A 14,834-nucleotide genomic window follows, 5' to 3' on the forward strand; every position below is an offset into this window, starting at 1 on the left:
GTCGACGCGAGGAACTGGTCCTTCACGGTGTCGCGGGTGGCGACCGGCGGTGTCAGAACGGCGGCCAGGGAATGGTGCGACGGCCGAACGGCATCGGCATCACCGGATCCGCCAGCAGCGCGGCGGCCCGGGCCCGCAACGCGTCCACCTCGTCGCCGGTGATGTGTTCGTGCAGCCGGTCCGCCAGCTCGCCGTCCAGCCGGCTCGCGAACATCTCGATGTCCGGCAGCAGCGCGCCCTCCACCGGCTGGCCGGCCCAGCCCCACAGCACGGTGCGCAGCTTGTCGTCGGTGTGCAGGCAGATGCCGTGGTCCACCCCGTAGACCGAGCCGTCGACGCCCTCGAGCGCGTGCCCGCCCTTGCGGTCCGCGTTGTTGAGCAGCACGTCGAGCACCGCCATCCGCTGCAGACGCGGGTCGTCGGCGTGGATCAGCGCGACCTCCTCGCCGTCGCTGTCCTCGGCCCGCAGCACCTCGAACCAGCCCGGCGGCACCTGGTCCGGCGGGCACACGTCGACCAGGTCGAGGCGCTCGCCCAGCTCCCCGGTCGGCTCGGGCGTCTCCACCCACTCCTGCACCATCCCGGGGCCGTACGGCCCGTCCCGCAGGACGGTGCGCGGGATGACGCCCCACCCGGTCGCCTCGGACACCAGGTACGACGCCACTTCCCGCCCCGCGAGGGTGCCGTCCGGGAAGTCCCACAACGGCCGCTCGCCTCGGATCGGCTTGTACACGCAGCGCAGGCTCTTCCCGTTCGAGGAGGCCTCGCAGACCAGCGTCGCGTTGCTCGCGGTCACTATCCGCCCGAGTACCGTCAGTTCGCCCGACACGAGCAGGTCGGTGTCACCGGGGTCGGGGAGATCGGCGGTCAACGGTCAGTTCTCTTCGGTGGGTTCGACGGCGTGGCCGAAGGTGGCCCCGCGCCGGTAACCGTTGGTCCGGATGCAGATGTGGCCGTCCGGGGCGAGCGGTTCGCCGCAGAGCGGGCACGGCGCCCGGCCGGCGGCGATCACCCGCACCGACCGCAGGGCGAACTCCCGGGCCTGTTCGGGTGTCAGGAACACGCGCACCGCGTCGGGGCCCTCGTCGACGTCGTCGAGGACGACGGACTCGTCGACCTCCGACTCGCTGACCGCGAGCAGTTCGACCACCACCGCGCCGGCGTCGGAGTCCCAGCCCAGCCCCATCGTCCCGACCCGGAACTCGGAGTCCACCGGCATCACCAGCGGACTCAGGTCCGCGAGGTCGGTCTCCTCCGGCGGGATCGCGGTGCCGAACCGCCGGTGCACCTCGTCGAGCAGCAGGCCCATCCGGTCGGCGAGCACCTGCACCTGCTGCTTCTCGAGCATCACGCTCACCACCCGGGAGTCGTGGATGGCCTGCAGGTAGAACACGCGGTCGCCCGGTTCACCGACCGTTCCGGCGATGAATCGATCGGGGGTGCGAAATACGTGAATCGCTCGGGACATCTGCACCTCCACCTGTTCGAATCAGCTGCTCACTGGTCATTCGGGATCGGTCCCGCCCTCATTATCCGCTTTTCCATCGGTTCCCACCCCTCCCCCTGGCACCGCGTCCGACGCGCCGACCCCCGCGCCCTTCGCCGGCCCGGCGCCGTTCAGCCCGGACAGGTCCGCGCCGGTGTCGTTCATCCGCAGCACGAACGGGCGTGTCGCGGTGTACCGCACGACGCTGATCGACGCCGGTTCGGCGACGATCCGCTGGAACCCGTCCAGGTGCGCGCCGAGAGCGTCGGCCAGCACCGACTTGATCACGTCGCCGTGGCTGCACGCCACCCACAGCACGTCCTTGCCGTGTTCGGCGGCCAGCCGGGCGTCGTGTGCCCGGACCGCGGCGACCGCCCGGGCCTGCACCTGCGCCAGCCCCTCGCCGTCGGGGAAGACCGCCGCGGACGGGTGCTGCTGGACCACCTTCCACAGCGGCTCGCCGAGCAGGTCCTTGATCGGCCGACCGGTCCACTGCCCGTAGTCCACCTCGACGAGCGCGTCGTCGACCACCGGCGTCAGGCCGCGGGCGCCGGCCAGCGGGCCCACGGTGCTCTCGCAGCGCAGCAGCGGCGACCGGACGATTGCGGCGAGCTCGAGCGCGGCGAGGCGCTCGACCACCGAGGCCGCCTGCTCGCGGCCGCGGTCGTCGAGGTCGACGCCGGGGGTTCGGCCGGCGAGCGTTCCGGAGGTGTTGGCCGTCGACCGCCCGTGCCGCAGCAGAATCACCGTCATGGCATCAGCCTAGGTGGCCGCGATCACGCCGGTGCCGAGCAGTCCGAACAGCACCAGGCCGAGGATGATCCGGTAGCCGACGAACCAGTACATCGAGTGGTTGACCACGAACCTGAGCAGCCACGCGATGGTCACGTACCCGATCGCGAAGGCGATGAGGGTGGCGACGATCAGCTGCGCGCCGCTGGCGTTGAGTCCCTCACCCGCCGGTTCGAAGGCGTCGGGCAGGCTGAACAGGCCGGCCGCGGTCACGGCGGGGATCGCCAGCAGGAACGAGTAACGGGCGGCGGCCTCGCGGGTGAGCCCCAGGAAGAGGCCGGCGCTGATGGTGCCGCCGGAGCGGGAGACGCCGGGGATCAGGGCCAGCGCCTGCGCCGAGCCCATGATGACGCCGTCCTTGAGGGTCAGCCCCTCGATCGGCCGCCGCTTGCTGCCGTAGTACTCGGCCGCCGCGATGACCACTGCGAAGACGATCAGCATGGTGGCCACCAGCCACAGGTTCCTCGCCCCGGTCCGGACCTGGTCCTTGAACAGCAGCCCGAGGATGCCGACCGGGATGGTGCCGACGATGACGTACCAGCCCATCTTGTAGTCGTGCCCACGCCGGCCCGAGTCGCGCAGGCCCCGGAACCACGCCATCGCGATCCGGGCGATGTCCCGGGCGAAGTAGACCAGCACCGCGGCCTCGGTGCCGAGCTGCGTCACCGCGGTGAACGAGGCACCGGCGTCCTCCTGCCAGAGCACCTCCGAGACGATCCGCAGGTGCCCAGAGGACGAGATCGGGAGGAACTCGGTCAGGCCCTGCACGACGCCGAGGACGATGGCCTGAATCCAGGTCATGGACTCGCCGATCACCGGTCGGCTCCAAAGTGGTTGGCGGCGAGGGCCGCAGGGATGCTGGCTCGAAGATTCACGGAGTGCACCGTACCGGGCGGGTCCGTGCGGCGTTCGCGCCGTTGCGGCACTACGCTCCAGAACTTGTGGTGAGTATCTGATGCGGCAGCGCGCGGTCGGTAACAGCGGTCTCCGAGTTTCACGACTCGGCCTCGGCACCCTGGCGTGGGGCCGTGACACGGAGGGCGACGAGGCGGCGGCCCAGCTCATCGGTTTCACCGAAGCCGGTGGCAACCTTGTCGATTCGTCCCCGTTCTACGGCGGCGGCGTCGCCCAGCGGATCCTCGCCGAACTGCTCGACGACGTGATCCCGCGCACCGAACTGGTGATCTCGAGCAGCGGCGGCATCCATCCCGGCCGCGACGGCGTGGACTGCTCGCGCCGCGCACTGCTCGGCCAGTTGGACGCGACGCTGCGCGAACTGGGCACCGACCATCTCGACCTGTGGCAGGTGGCCACCTGGGACCCGTTCACCCCGGTCGACGAGGTGGCGTCGACGCTCGAGTACGCCGTCACGAGCGGCCGGGTCCGGTACGTCGGCGCCCGCGGCTACCTCGGCTGGCAGCTGGCCACCGCGGCCGCGGGCACGCCGCTGGTGGCCACCCAGGCCGAGTACTCGCTGCTCGCCCGCGGGGTCGAGGACGAACTCATCCCGGCGGCGGACCACCACGGCGTCGGACTGCTGGCCGCGGTCCCGCTGGCCGGCGGCGTGCTCACCGGGAAGTACCGCGACGGCATCCCGGCGGACTCGCGGGGCGCCTCCGAGACCGGCGCGGAACTGGTGGCGGGCTACCTGACCGAGGAAACCGCCCGGGTGGTGGAGGCGGTCGTCACCGCCGCCGACGGACTCGGCGCCTCGCCGCTGGCCGTCGCGCTCGCCTGGGTGCGGGACCGTCCCGGGGTCACCAGCGCCATCGTCGGCGCCCGGGACTACGCGCAGCACACCGGCGTGCTGGCGTCGGAGGAACTGGAGTTGCCCGCCGCGATCTCGGCGGCATTGGACGACGTCAGCGCCTGACGGGCCCCGCCCGCCTACTCTGGGCACCGTGCACGCCGAGGAACAACGACGGCGGTTCGCCGCGGCGCGGGTGGCACGGATGGCCACCGTCACCGCCGCGGGCCGCCCACACCTGGTGCCACTGGTGTTCGCGACGGCCGACGGCCTCGTGTACTCGGCGGTGGACGACAAGCCGAAGTCCACCCGCAACCTGCGCCGGCTCGACCACATCACGGCCACCGGCAGGGCCAGCCTCCTCGTCGACGAGTACGACGAGGACTGGAACCTGCTGTGGTGGGTCCGCGTCGACTGCGAGGCCCGCGTGGCCGACGCCACAAGCCCCGAGGGCACCGCCGGCGTCCGCGCCCTCGTCTCCAAGTACCCGCAGTACACGACCCTTCCCCCGACCGGTCCGGTGATCGTGTTCCGTCCCGACCGGTGGGCCGGATGGTCTGCCACTGCAACGCGTTCCGGAAGGGCAGGCTAACCTAGTGACAACTCGAGGCCCGCGCTCCGCGACGGTATCGACAAACCAGACCAACCCACGGGGAGATGAGCATGACGACGCTTGACGCGACCGATACCACGGCGCCGGGCCTGGCCGAACGAATCAGGACCGAAACCGACGCGGCACACAGGAACACGGAGCAGTCCCGCTTTGTCGGCGACCTGCTCGCCGGCAAGCTGACCCCGGCCGCCCACGCCGCCCTGATCGGCCAGACCTACCTGGTGTACCTCGCACTCGAGGCCGCCGGCCGGGCCAAGGCGAGCGACCCCGTCGCCGCGCCGTTCATCGGCGAGGAACTGCTGCGCACCGAGGCCCTCGAGGCCGACCTCGAGTTCCTGCTCGGAGACGGCTGGCGTGAGCAGGTCACCGCGCTGCCTGCAACCGCCCGCTACATCGAGCGGATCGACGAGGTCGCGTACGACTCGTCGACGGGTTTCGTTGCGCACCACTACATCCGGTACATGGGCGACCTGTCCGGCGGCCAGATCATCCGGCGGATGCTCGAGCGCGCCTACGGCTACACCGTCGACGGACTCCGGTTCTACATCTTCGACCAGATCGAGAAGCCCAAGGTCTACAAGGACGAGTACCGCGCCAAGCTCGACGCGGCCCCGCTCTCCGAGCAGGAGCAGCGGCAGCTCATCGACGAGGTGAACCTGGCGTACCAGCTCAACGGCGACCTCTTCGCCGCGCTCGAGGCCGACATCGAGAGCTACCTCGTCAAGTAACGCCTTCCTGCCCCACGGCAGGAGATCTCAGGCTCGAACCGCACCAACCCGCGAAAGGAGGATGGCACCTGTTGCTCCTCGGCACGAGGAGTACCGGCGCCAACCATCCGATGATCAATCACCGCCGCCGTGTCCTCGGCGCACTCGCCGCAGTCACGGTGATCATGGTGACCGCGGGGTGCGGCTCGCAGGACGACGCCGCCACCGGCGGCCAGACCGGGCGCAGCACCGCCACCCTGGCGAGCCTGGACCCGCAGCCGATCGCGGACAACCCGGCCGCGACCCTGCCGGTCACCGTGACGGGGGCGGACGGGGTCGCGGTGACGATCACCGACACCAGTCGCATCGTCGCGGCGGACCAGTACGGCACGCTGACGGAGACGGTGTACGCGCTCGGCCTGGGCAAGAGCCTGGTCGGTCGCGACACCGCCTCCGGGTTCCCGGCCGTCGAGTCGGTGCCGGACATCACGCCCGGCGGGCAGTCGCTGTCCGCCGAGGCGATCCTCAACCTGCGCCCGACCGTGTTCCTCACCGACACCAGCATCGGCCCACGGGCCGTGCAGGAACAGTTGCGGGCGGCGGGCGTGCCCGTGGTGTTCTTCGACCCCACGCGGACGCTGGCCGGTGTCCCCGACCAGATCCAGGCCGTCGCCGACGCCCTCGGCGTGCCCGCGGCGGGCGCCGAACTGAGCCGGCGCACCGCCGACCAGATCGCGGCCGCGACGACCAAGGCCCCGACCGACGGCACCCGGCCCAAGATCGCCTTCCTCTACATGCGCGGCACCGCCATCACCATGATGGCGGGCCCGGGCTCGGGGGCCGACTCGCTGATCGAGGCACTCGGCGGCGTCGACGCCGGCACCGCGGCGGGCCTGACCCAGCAGTTCCAGCCGATCACCAGCGAGGCGATGATCGCGTCCGCCCCGGACGTGTTCCTGATGATGTCGAACGGCCTGGACTCCATCGGCGGACTCGACGGGCTGGCGAAGATCCCGGGCGTCGCGCAGACCCCCGCCGGCCGCAACCAGCGGGTGGTGGACATGAAGGACAGCGTGCTGCTCAGCTTCGGTCCTCGCACCGGCGACGTCCTCGACGCGCTCGCCACGGCGCTGTACACCCCGTCGGCCCCGTGACGACCACCGCCGACCCCGTGACCACCACGACACCACCGACCACTCCCGCCCGCCGCCGGTTGCGCGGCGGGACGGTCCTGCTCGCGCTGACGTTGCTGCTGCTCGTGCTGGCGGTCGCGTCGGCCTGCATTGGGCAGGTGCCTACCGGACCCGCCGAGGTGGTGGGCAGCATCCTGCACCGTATCGGCCTCGACATCGGGCCGATGCCCGCGCACCCGAGCGGCGAGGTCACCCTCTGGCAGGTGCGCTTCCCGCGGGTGACGCTCGCGGTGATCGTCGGCGCCGCACTGGCCTGCGCGGGCGCCCTGCTCCAGGGTGTGTTCGCCAACCCGCTGGCCGAGCCCGGCGTCATCGGCGTCTCCGCGGGCGCGGCGGTCGGCGCCAGCCTCGTCATCGTCACCGGCGGCGCGTTCGTCGCGGGCACCGCGGTGGCCGCGGGCGCCTTCGTCGCCGGCCTGGTGACCACCGCCCTGGTCTACCTGCTGGCCCGATCCGAGGGCCGCACCGAGGTGGTGACCCTGGTCCTCACCGGCGTCGCCATCAACGCCTTCGCCGGCGGACTCATCGCGTTCTTCACCTTCGTCGCGAACCCCGCCGCCCGCGACCAGATCGTGTTCTGGCAGCTCGGCAGCCTCAACGGCGCCACCTGGGGCGCGGTCGCGATCGTCGCGCCGATGGCGGCGGTCGGCATCGCGGTGAGCATGGCGATGGCGTCCAAGCTGGACCTGCTCGCGCTCGGCGAGAGCGCGGCGGCACACCTCGGGGTGAACGTCGAGCGGCTGCGTCAGCTCGCGGTCGTGGTGGTCGCGCTCCTGGTCTCCGCGTCGGTGGCGTTCACCGGGATCATCCTGTTCGTCGGCCTGGTGGTGCCGCACCTGATGCGGATGGTCGTCGGACCGGCGCACCGGATGCTGATCCCCGCCAGCGCACTGTGCGGGGCGATCGTGCTGCTCGCCGCCGACCTCGGCGCGCGCACCCTGGTGCCCAACGCCGACCTCCCGCTGGGCATGCTGACCTCGCTGATCGGTGGCCCGTTCTTCTTCTGGATGCTGCGGCGCACCCGGCACCAGCAGGGTGGTTGGGCATGAGCGCGCTCGCCCGCCGGATCCAGGACCTCCTCGCCCGCGAACTCCCGGTCCCGACCGCGCCCGCGCCCGGCGAGGTCAGCCTGCGCGCCGTCGGCGTCAGCGTGGACCGCGGCCGGCGCCGGGTGCTCGAGTCGGTCAGCCTCGACGTGCGCACCGGTGAGGTGCTCGCGCTGGTCGGCCCGAACGGCGCGGGCAAGTCCACCCTGCTGGCCGCGCTCGCCGGAGACCAGGCCGTCGTGGCCGGCACCGTCGAACTCGACGGCAGGCCACTGTCCGAGTGGACCGGCACCGACATGGCCCAGCGCCGCGCGGTGCTCCCCCAGCAGCACACCGTCGGGTTCTCGTTCACGGCACGCCAGGTGGTCCAGATGGGCCGGGCACCGTGGACGCGAACCGTCCGCCGCGACGAGGACGACGACGCCGTCCGCGAGGCGATGGCGACCTGCGACGTCGACCGGTTCGCCGACCGCCCGTTCGCGGCCCTGTCGGGTGGCGAACGCTCCCGGGTGGCGCTGGCCCGGGTGCTGGCCCAGCGGACGGGGACGCTGCTGCTCGACGAGCCGACCGCGGCCCTGGATCTCGGCCATCAGGAGGCGGTGATGGGCCTGGCGCGCGAACGCGCTCGCGCGGGGGCGGCTGTGGTGGTGGTGCTGCACGACCTCGCGCTGGCGGCCGCGTACGCCGACACCGTGGCGGTGCTCGAGGCCGGTCGCCTGGCCGTGCACGGCAGTCCGGCCGAGGTGCTGACCGAGACCTTGCTCACCCGGGTCTACGGCCACCCGGTCGAGGTGCTGGCGCACCCGGAGACCGGCGCCCAGCTGGTGCTGCCGCGCCGCGGCGGCGGGTAGCGAGACAGCTCAGAACACGTCGATCACGGCACTGAGACGGCTGAGGATCGCGCGCACCGTCAGCCCACCGCTGCCGGCCGGCTCCGTCCGCTCCGCGGTGGCCACGGCGTCGCGCACCACCGCAGCCACGCTGCGTTCGTCGGTGAGATCGACGTCGGTGACGGCGAATTCGGCCGTGGCCACGACGTCGGAGCTGTCGGGCACGTCGGTCTCGAGGTCGCGGCGGTACACCTCGACGCGCAGGGTGCTGCGGCGGACCCGGAAGGCGAAGACCTCGCCGTCCGGGTTGCGGCCGAACCCGTGCGCGTAAGCGCCGACCGTCAGGTCCTCGAGGACGAACTGTGCGGCCTCGTCTGCGTCCATCGCGTGTCCTCCACCGAGTCGACCGGCGCCTCGTGTTGGCAACAACGGTAGCCGTATTTGTTCCGCACGTCCGAGTCGGATTCTCGCCCCCGAACCGAATCAGGGATGCTATGGGGTGGAGATGGTGTCCGGCCGGTCGCCGGTCGCGGGGACAAGCCCGCGCCGGCCGCTGCCGAACGCCGAGTGGCGACAAAGGAGACATACATGCGGGGACCGGCGGCACGCACCACGACCGTTCTGGCGGGAGCGCTGTTACTGCTGGTGACCGGCTGTTCCTCGGACAGCGGCGGGGAAGACATGAAGACGATCGACTCGGCCACGGCGGCCGTCTCGCCTGCCGCCGCCTCGCCCGCCGGCACCCTTGTGCCGCTCGGACAGCCCGTCGGCGCCACCGCTTTCGACGCCGCGACGGGCACCGTGGCGCTGCTCACAGACGACGCGACACACCTGCTGCTCTACCCCGCCGGTGACGTCGCGGCGCCGCCGCGGGACATCACCCTCCCGGGCGGCACCGCATCGCTGTCGGACCCCCGCGACGGCGTGCTGGCGGTGCCCGCCGGCCGTTCCGTGGTGAAGGTGAACGTCGGCAGCGGCGAGACGACCACGGTCGACGTCGACGGCGAGGTCCGCTCGGCCACCCTGCTCGGCGACGGCGGCATGGTCGTCGGGACCGCGGACGGTGCCGTGCTCGAACTCGACGCGAACGGCGCTCAGACCGGCAAGGTCTCGGGCTTCGCCTCGGTGGACGCCCTGGGCGTCACCGGCGACCAGGTCACCGCGCTCGACCGTCGCCAGACGTCCGTGACGAACGTGATCATGGACGAGGGCCAGGGCATGGCGCTCCGGGCGGGCGAGGGCGCGACGAACCTCGCCACCGATCACTTCGGCCGGGTGCTGGTCACCGACACGACCGGCGGCGAACTGATCGCCTTCACCACCGACCCGCTGATGATGCGTCAGCGCTTCCCCGTGCCGAACTCGCCGTTCGGCGTGACGGTCGACCAGAACACCAACCTGGTCTGGGTGACGCTGACCGGCACCAACGAGGTGGTCGGCTTCGACCTCTCCAGCGGGATCCCGGTGGAGAAGCACCGCTACCCCACCGTCCGCCAGCCCAACTCCGTTGCGGTGGACTCGAAGACGGGCACCCTGTTCGTCGCCTCCGCGACCGGCGACGGGCTGCAGCGCATCGAGACCGCCGGCCAGTGACCGCGGGCCGCACCGACGCCGACCGCGTCCCCACGCCAGGAATCCAGGGAGAACCGTTGTACCGCTTGCTGCTTCGAATCATGTTCCTCGTCCCGCCGGAACGCGTGCACCACCTGGCATTCCGGGCGATGCGTCTGGTCACGTTCTTCGGGCCGCTGCGCGCGCTGGTGGCGCGGGTGCTCACCGTGCGGGACCCTGCCCTGCGCACCCAGGTGTTCGGCGTCGACTTCCCGGCGCCGCTCGGCCTGGCGGCCGGCTTCGACAAGGACGCCACCGGCGTGAACGTGTGGGGCCCGCTGGGCTTCGGTTTCGCCGAGGTGGGCACCGTGACCGCGCAGGCTCAGCCCGGCAACCCCGCGCCGCGACTGTTCCGGCTGCCCGCCGACCGCGCGCTGGTCAACCGGATGGGCTTCAACAACCACGGTGCCGGCCACGCGGCCAACCACCTGCGGCAGCGTCGGGTCGGCGTGCCGATCGGCGCGAACATCGGCAAGACCAAGATCGTGCCCGCCGAGGACGCGGCCGCCGACTACGCGGCCAGCGCGCGACTGCTCGGGCCGCTGGCGGACTTCCTGGTGGTCAACGTGAGCTCGCCGAACACCCCCGGCCTGCGCGACCTGCAGGCCGTGGAGTCGCTGCGCCCGCTGCTGCAGGCCGTGCTCGACTGCGTCGAGGTGCCGGTGCTGGTGAAGATCGCACCCGACCTGTCCGACGAGGACGTGGACGCGGTCGCGGACCTGGCACTCGAACTGGGCCTGGCCGGCATCGTCGCCACCAACACCACCATCAGCCGGGCCGGGCTGGCGACGCCTGACGCCGAGGTCGCCGCGATCGGCGCAGGCGGACTGTCCGGCGCCCCGGTGGCCGACCGGTCGCTCGAGGTGCTGCGGCGGCTCTACGCGCGGGTCGGCGGCCGGCTCGCGCTCGTCTCCGTCGGCGGGATCGAGACTGCGGACCAGGCCTGGGAGCGGATCCTGGCCGGCGCCTCGCTGGTGCAGGGCTACACGGGCTTCATCTACGGCGGGCCGTTCTGGATGCGCCGGATCCACAAGGGACTGGCGCGGCGCCTGCGCGACGGCGGCTACACGTCGCTGTCGGAGGCGGTCGGCGCCGAACACCGGAGCTGACCCTGTGGATCCTCCCGGCCCCGATCGGGGACCGGGAGGACTCACCGGCGCGGGACTAGTGCCCGAAGGTGGCGGTCAGGGTCGCGCGCGCGATCGCGTGACTGAACAGGTTGAACCCGAGGAAGGCCGGGGTGGAGTCGGTGGTCAGTCCGTCGACGGTCTCCACGCTCAGGGCGTGCACGGCGAAGATGTAGCGGTGCGGGCCGTGCCCGACCGGCGGCGCCGATCCCAGGTAACGGTGCCCGCCGCCGTCGTTCTTGAGGGTGACGGCGCCCGCGGGCAGTCCCGCGCCCGTGCCGTCGCCGGCGTCGGCCGCCAGCGAGGTCACCGAAGCCGGGATGTTCGCGACGGCCCAGTGCCAGAAGCCGGACGCGGTCGGCGCGTCGGGGTCGAACATCGTCACCACGAAGCTCTTCGTCTCGGGCGGGAATCCGGACCACGACAGCTGCGGGGAGACGTCCTCGCCACCGGGGACGCCGAAGATGCCGCTGCGCTGCGCTGCGGGCACCTCACCACCCTCGGTGAACTGCTCGGAGGTCAGCTCGAAGGACGGCAGGTCCGGGAGCGGTCCGTACGGGTCGTGCGACATGGGGGTCCTTTCGTCGAAGGGGCGGCTCGGCCGATCAGCCGGCGTGAGACCGCTTCAGCTGTTCAACAAGAAGTGCTCGAGCACCCGGGTACCGAACTCTAGTGCGTCCACCGGAACCCGCTCGTCCACGCCGTGGAAGAGCGCGGTGAAGTCCAGGTCCGGCGGGAGCTGCAGCGGAGCGAAGCCGAAGCACCGAATCCCCAACTTGGCGAGCGCTTTTGCGTCGGTGCCGGCCGAGAGCATGTACGGCACGGTGCGTCCGTTCGGGTCGTGCGCGAGGATCGCGTCGTTCATCGCGTCCACCAGGTGCCCGTCGAAGGTGGTCTCGTAGGAGTCGAGCTTGGTGATCCACTCGCGGGTGACGTCCGGGCCGATCAGCTCGTCCACCTCCCGCTCGAAGGCCGCCTGCCTGCCCGGCAGCACGCGGCAGTCCACCACCGCCGACGCGGTCTGCGGGATCACGTTCGCCTTGTAGCCGGCCGCCAGCATCGTCGGGTTCGCCGTGTCGCGCAGCGTCGCGCCGATGATCCGGGAGACGGTGCCGAGCTTTTCCAGGGTGCCGTCGATGTCCGGCGAGCTGGGGTCGAAATCGAGACCGGTCTCCGCACTCAGCGCACCCAGGAACTCCGCCACCGAGTCCGGCACCACCAGCGGGAAGGTGTGCCGACCGAGCCGCGCGACCGCCTCGGACAAGATCGTGACCGCGTTGTCCTCGTGCAGGAAGGAACCGTGTCCGGCGCGGGCCTTCGCGGTCAGCCGCATCCAGCCGAGCCCCTTCTCCGCGGTCTCGACCAGGTACAGCCTCGCGTCGCTGCCGTCGGGCCGCGGCACGCTCAGGGAGAAGCCGCCCACCTCACCCACCGCCTCGGTGACGCCCTCGAACAGGTCGGGGCGGTGCTCGACCAGCCACTGCGAGCCCCAGGTGCCGCCCGCCTCCTCGTCCGCGAGGAAGGCGAACACCAGGTCCCGGGGCGGCACCGTGCCCTCCGCCTTGAACTGGCGGGCCAGCGCCAACGTCATCCCGACCATGTCCTTCATGTCGACGGCGCCGCGCCCCCACACGTAGCCGTCCGCCACCGCGCCGGAGAACGGGTGCACGCTCCAGTCCGAGGGCTCCGCCGGCACCACGTCGAGGTGGCCGTGGATCATCAGCGCGCCGCGTTCCGGGTCGGCGCCGCGCAACCGGGCGAAGACGTTGCCACGGCCGGGCGCACCGGACTCGACGTACTCCGTCTCGTAACCCACCTCTTCGAGCCGCGCCGCCACCCACTCGGCGCACTCCCGCTCGCCCTTGGTGGTCTCGGGCTCCCCGGTGTTGGAGGTGTCGAACCGGATCAGCGCGCTGACGAGGTCGACGACCTCCGCCTCGGCGCGGCCGCGGGCCCGTTCGGACTGCTGGGAATTCTGGGACTGCTGGGATTTCGCCATGTCGGACACCTCCCTTTCCTACCACCGCCCACCTGCCGCCATCGGTTTCCGTCGTCGAACCGACAATCCGCCTCCAAAACAGCCTTCTGACCTGCACAAACGAGACGATTTGGGGCTTTGGCCCACTCTGGGTTAATCTTTTCCAGCACGCAGCGAGAGCAGCGAGCAAGCAACACAGTGTGTGCAAGCGCGAGTGGCGGAATGGCAGACGCGCTAGCTTGAGGTGCTAGTGTCCTACTAATGGACGTGGGGGTTCAAGTCCCCCCTCGCGCACTCTGAGTTGAGACAGACGAGAAAGGCCCCGGATTTCGATCCGGGGCCTTTCTCGTTGTGCCGCAAGGACATTGGCGTTCACCTCGACATCATCACCGGCTCGCTGGGCGAGCGCGCCTGGGTCCGCGCGTGCTCCGCGGCGACCAGTTCACGCATCGCGAGTTCCTTCGCGCAGGCCAGCAGGGAGCCGACCGCGCTCACGCGCGGGAACGTCAGGCCGGTGTGGCCCACGTTGTCGTGCTCGTCGTCCCCGTCGTAGATCACCTCGCTGCCGCGCGCCAGCCATCGGGTCAGGTCGGCGACCGACGGCAACGACCCCGTCGTACGAAGGTAGAAGGACTGCAACAGCAGCACCACGCCGGTCGCGCACGCCGTCGCGTGGCTGACCCCGTACTGGATCGACTCACCGGTGTCGTTGAGGATCCCGGTGGAGGTCACCGGCGACCCCGGCGCGAACAGCGACGTCGCGCACGCGCCACCCACCTTGTGGTGCAGGCGCTGGGTGAACGGCGTCAACCGGTCCGGAGCCGTGCTGAACGCCTTGGCGCCGTCCCGGTACCGGAACGGTCCCTCGTCGGCGTCGTAGACGGCTCCCACGCTGATCGTCTGCCGGAAGATCGCCGGGTAGCTCATCCCCTGCAGGCCGCCGTGTGCGTAGTACTCGCTGCCCGCGTTCACGCAGCAGGCGACGTCGGCGTCCGCCAGTTCCTGCAGCAGCGCACCGATCGAATCACCCGGCATGTCGGTGTCGGTGGTCCGGTTGTCCGACGCGCACATCGACATGCAGACCCCGGAGATCCCGAGGGCGGCGCGGTGGTCGAGTACCCACTCCAGCCCGTCCCGGACGTCCGCGAACCGTCCGGTGCCGTCGTCGCACAGGACCTTGACCGGCACGATCCGCGCGTTGGGCGCGATCCCGGTGTGGATCCGGCCCGCGCAGACGATGCCCGCGACGTTGGTGCCGTGGCCGTTGCGGTCGGTGACGTCGGCCCGGTCGTGTCCGCCGTCGGCGGTGAAGTTGCGGCCCGGCACCACCCGGCCGGCGAAGTCCACGTGCGTCGACCGCAGGCCGGTGTCCAGCACGGCGACCGTGACGCCCGCGCCGCCGACGTTGAAGTCGCGTCGCGCGTCCGGCGCGCGCACCAGCGGATCCACCTCGGTCAGTTCCGGCAGGAACGGTCCGTCCTTCTGCAGGGGCGCAGTCACCGGCACCACGGATTCGGCGTGCAGGGTCGGGTGCATCGCCCCGCTGCCGTCGCCGATCGCCCTCTCGTTCAGTGCTCTCTCGTTCATGATCTCGGCCTCTCTCGCCCGCCGGGCGCGGCGGCCCGGCCATCCCCCGACACCAAAAATCCTCCTCGCGCCCGGCGCCGTTGTCACCAGTTGACGGCGGCCGAATCGGCTGGTGGC

At 71.5% G+C, this 14,834-nt stretch carries 16 protein-coding genes and 1 tRNA gene; 9 read left to right on the forward strand and 8 right to left on the reverse strand.

All coding sequences use genetic code 11. The features are described from left to right. Positions 1 to 52: 52 nt before the first annotated feature. From RT2_RS10725 to RT2_RS10740, 4 genes are read right to left on the reverse strand one after another with little or no spacing between them, the layout of a single operon-like run. Positions 53 to 871, reverse strand: a complete 819-nt coding sequence (locus tag RT2_RS10725) for an SCO1664 family protein (RefSeq protein WP_072844762.1) — start codon at positions 869 to 871, stop codon at positions 53 to 55. A 3-nt stretch (positions 872 to 874) separates the two neighbouring features. Then, positions 875 to 1,468 (reverse strand): DUF3090 domain-containing protein, encoded by a 594-nt coding sequence (locus RT2_RS10730; protein ID WP_072844828.1) that lies wholly within the window; start codon positions 1,466 to 1,468, stop codon positions 875 to 877. Positions 1,469 to 1,504: 36 nt separating this feature from the next. Further along, positions 1,505 to 2,239, reverse strand: a complete 735-nt coding sequence (locus tag RT2_RS10735; protein WP_072844763.1) for a histidine phosphatase family protein — start codon at positions 2,237 to 2,239, stop codon at positions 1,505 to 1,507. Positions 2,240 to 2,248: 9 nt separating this feature from the next. Next, entirely contained in the window at positions 2,249 to 3,091 is an 843-nt protein-coding gene (locus tag RT2_RS10740; protein ID WP_174556698.1) for an undecaprenyl-diphosphate phosphatase, read from the reverse strand. 142 nt (positions 3,092 to 3,233) lie between these two features. On the opposite strand from RT2_RS10740, the gene RT2_RS10745 reads away from it, so the two are divergent. The 6 genes from RT2_RS10745 (at position 3,234) to RT2_RS10770 (ending at position 8,435) form a co-directional block, all read left to right on the forward strand. Continuing rightward, positions 3,234 to 4,151, forward strand: a complete 918-nt coding sequence (locus RT2_RS10745) for an aldo/keto reductase (RefSeq protein ID WP_072844765.1) — start codon at positions 3,234 to 3,236, stop codon at positions 4,149 to 4,151. A gap of 28 nt (positions 4,152 to 4,179) precedes the next feature. Next, positions 4,180 to 4,617 (forward strand): TIGR03668 family PPOX class F420-dependent oxidoreductase, encoded by a 438-nt coding sequence (locus tag RT2_RS10750; protein ID WP_072844766.1) that lies wholly within the window; start codon positions 4,180 to 4,182, stop codon positions 4,615 to 4,617. A gap of 71 nt (positions 4,618 to 4,688) precedes the next feature. Beyond that, positions 4,689 to 5,366 carry a biliverdin-producing heme oxygenase gene (locus tag RT2_RS10755; protein ID WP_072844829.1) on the forward strand — a complete coding sequence of 226 codons (678 nt, stop codon included), beginning with the start codon at positions 4,689 to 4,691 and terminating at the stop codon, positions 5,364 to 5,366. Between the two features lie 110 nt (positions 5,367 to 5,476). Beyond that, positions 5,477 to 6,499, forward strand: a complete 1,023-nt coding sequence (locus RT2_RS10760) for a heme/hemin ABC transporter substrate-binding protein (protein WP_083577319.1) — start codon at positions 5,477 to 5,479, stop codon at positions 6,497 to 6,499. Positions 6,500 to 6,558: 59 nt separating this feature from the next. Continuing rightward, on the forward strand, positions 6,559 to 7,587 hold the full coding sequence (locus RT2_RS10765; protein ID WP_245709283.1) for a FecCD family ABC transporter permease: 1,029 nt from the start codon (positions 6,559 to 6,561) through the stop codon (positions 7,585 to 7,587). Further along, positions 7,584 to 8,435, forward strand: a complete 852-nt coding sequence (locus tag RT2_RS10770) for a heme ABC transporter ATP-binding protein (protein ID WP_072844767.1) — start codon at positions 7,584 to 7,586, stop codon at positions 8,433 to 8,435. The genes RT2_RS10765 and RT2_RS10770 overlap by 4 nt, the downstream gene beginning before the upstream one ends. Positions 8,436 to 8,444: 9 nt before the next feature. Here RT2_RS10770 and RT2_RS10775 read toward each other — a convergent pair whose 3' ends face one another. Beyond that, a complete protein-coding gene (locus RT2_RS10775; RefSeq protein WP_072844768.1) occupies positions 8,445 to 8,798 on the reverse strand; it encodes a hypothetical protein in 354 nt (117 codons plus the stop codon). 204 nt (positions 8,799 to 9,002) lie between these two features. Between RT2_RS10775 and RT2_RS10780 the strand changes: the two genes are divergently transcribed. Together RT2_RS10780 and RT2_RS10785 are read left to right on the forward strand one after the other, a co-directional pair. Continuing rightward, positions 9,003 to 10,007 carry a YncE family protein gene (locus tag RT2_RS10780; protein ID WP_072844769.1) on the forward strand — a complete coding sequence of 335 codons (1,005 nt, stop codon included), beginning with the start codon at positions 9,003 to 9,005 and terminating at the stop codon, positions 10,005 to 10,007. A gap of 56 nt (positions 10,008 to 10,063) precedes the next feature. Beyond that, entirely contained in the window at positions 10,064 to 11,134 is a 1,071-nt protein-coding gene (locus RT2_RS10785) for a quinone-dependent dihydroorotate dehydrogenase (RefSeq protein ID WP_072844832.1), read from the forward strand. Positions 11,135 to 11,189: 55 nt separating this feature from the next. Here the strand turns inward: RT2_RS10785 and RT2_RS10790 are convergent, their stop codons facing one another. Continuing rightward, positions 11,190 to 11,723: a YbhB/YbcL family Raf kinase inhibitor-like protein gene (locus RT2_RS10790; RefSeq protein ID WP_072844770.1), complete on the reverse strand. Its 534-nt coding sequence runs from the start codon at positions 11,721 to 11,723 to the stop codon at positions 11,190 to 11,192. A 54-nt stretch (positions 11,724 to 11,777) separates the two neighbouring features. Then, positions 11,778 to 13,151, reverse strand: coding sequence for a M20/M25/M40 family metallo-hydrolase (locus tag RT2_RS10795; RefSeq protein ID WP_072844833.1), 1,374 nt, complete (start codon positions 13,149 to 13,151; stop codon positions 11,778 to 11,780). Between the two features lie 187 nt (positions 13,152 to 13,338). Here RT2_RS10795 and RT2_RS10800 point away from each other — a divergent pair. Beyond that, positions 13,339 to 13,424, forward strand: a tRNA-Leu gene (locus RT2_RS10800). 78 nt (positions 13,425 to 13,502) lie between these two features. Here RT2_RS10800 and RT2_RS10805 read toward each other — a convergent pair. Beyond that, the gene (locus RT2_RS10805) at positions 13,503 to 14,717 is read right to left on the reverse strand and encodes a S8 family peptidase (RefSeq protein WP_083577305.1); all 1,215 of its coding nucleotides are present in this window, start codon (positions 14,715 to 14,717) and stop codon (positions 13,503 to 13,505) included. Positions 14,718 to 14,834 lie beyond the last annotated feature (117 nt).

Origin of the sequence: Rhodococcus tukisamuensis NBRC 100609 (assembly GCF_001894985.1) — a bacterium.
Classification (GTDB): Bacteria; Actinomycetota; Actinomycetes; order Mycobacteriales; family Mycobacteriaceae; genus Rhodococcus_G; species Rhodococcus_G tukisamuensis.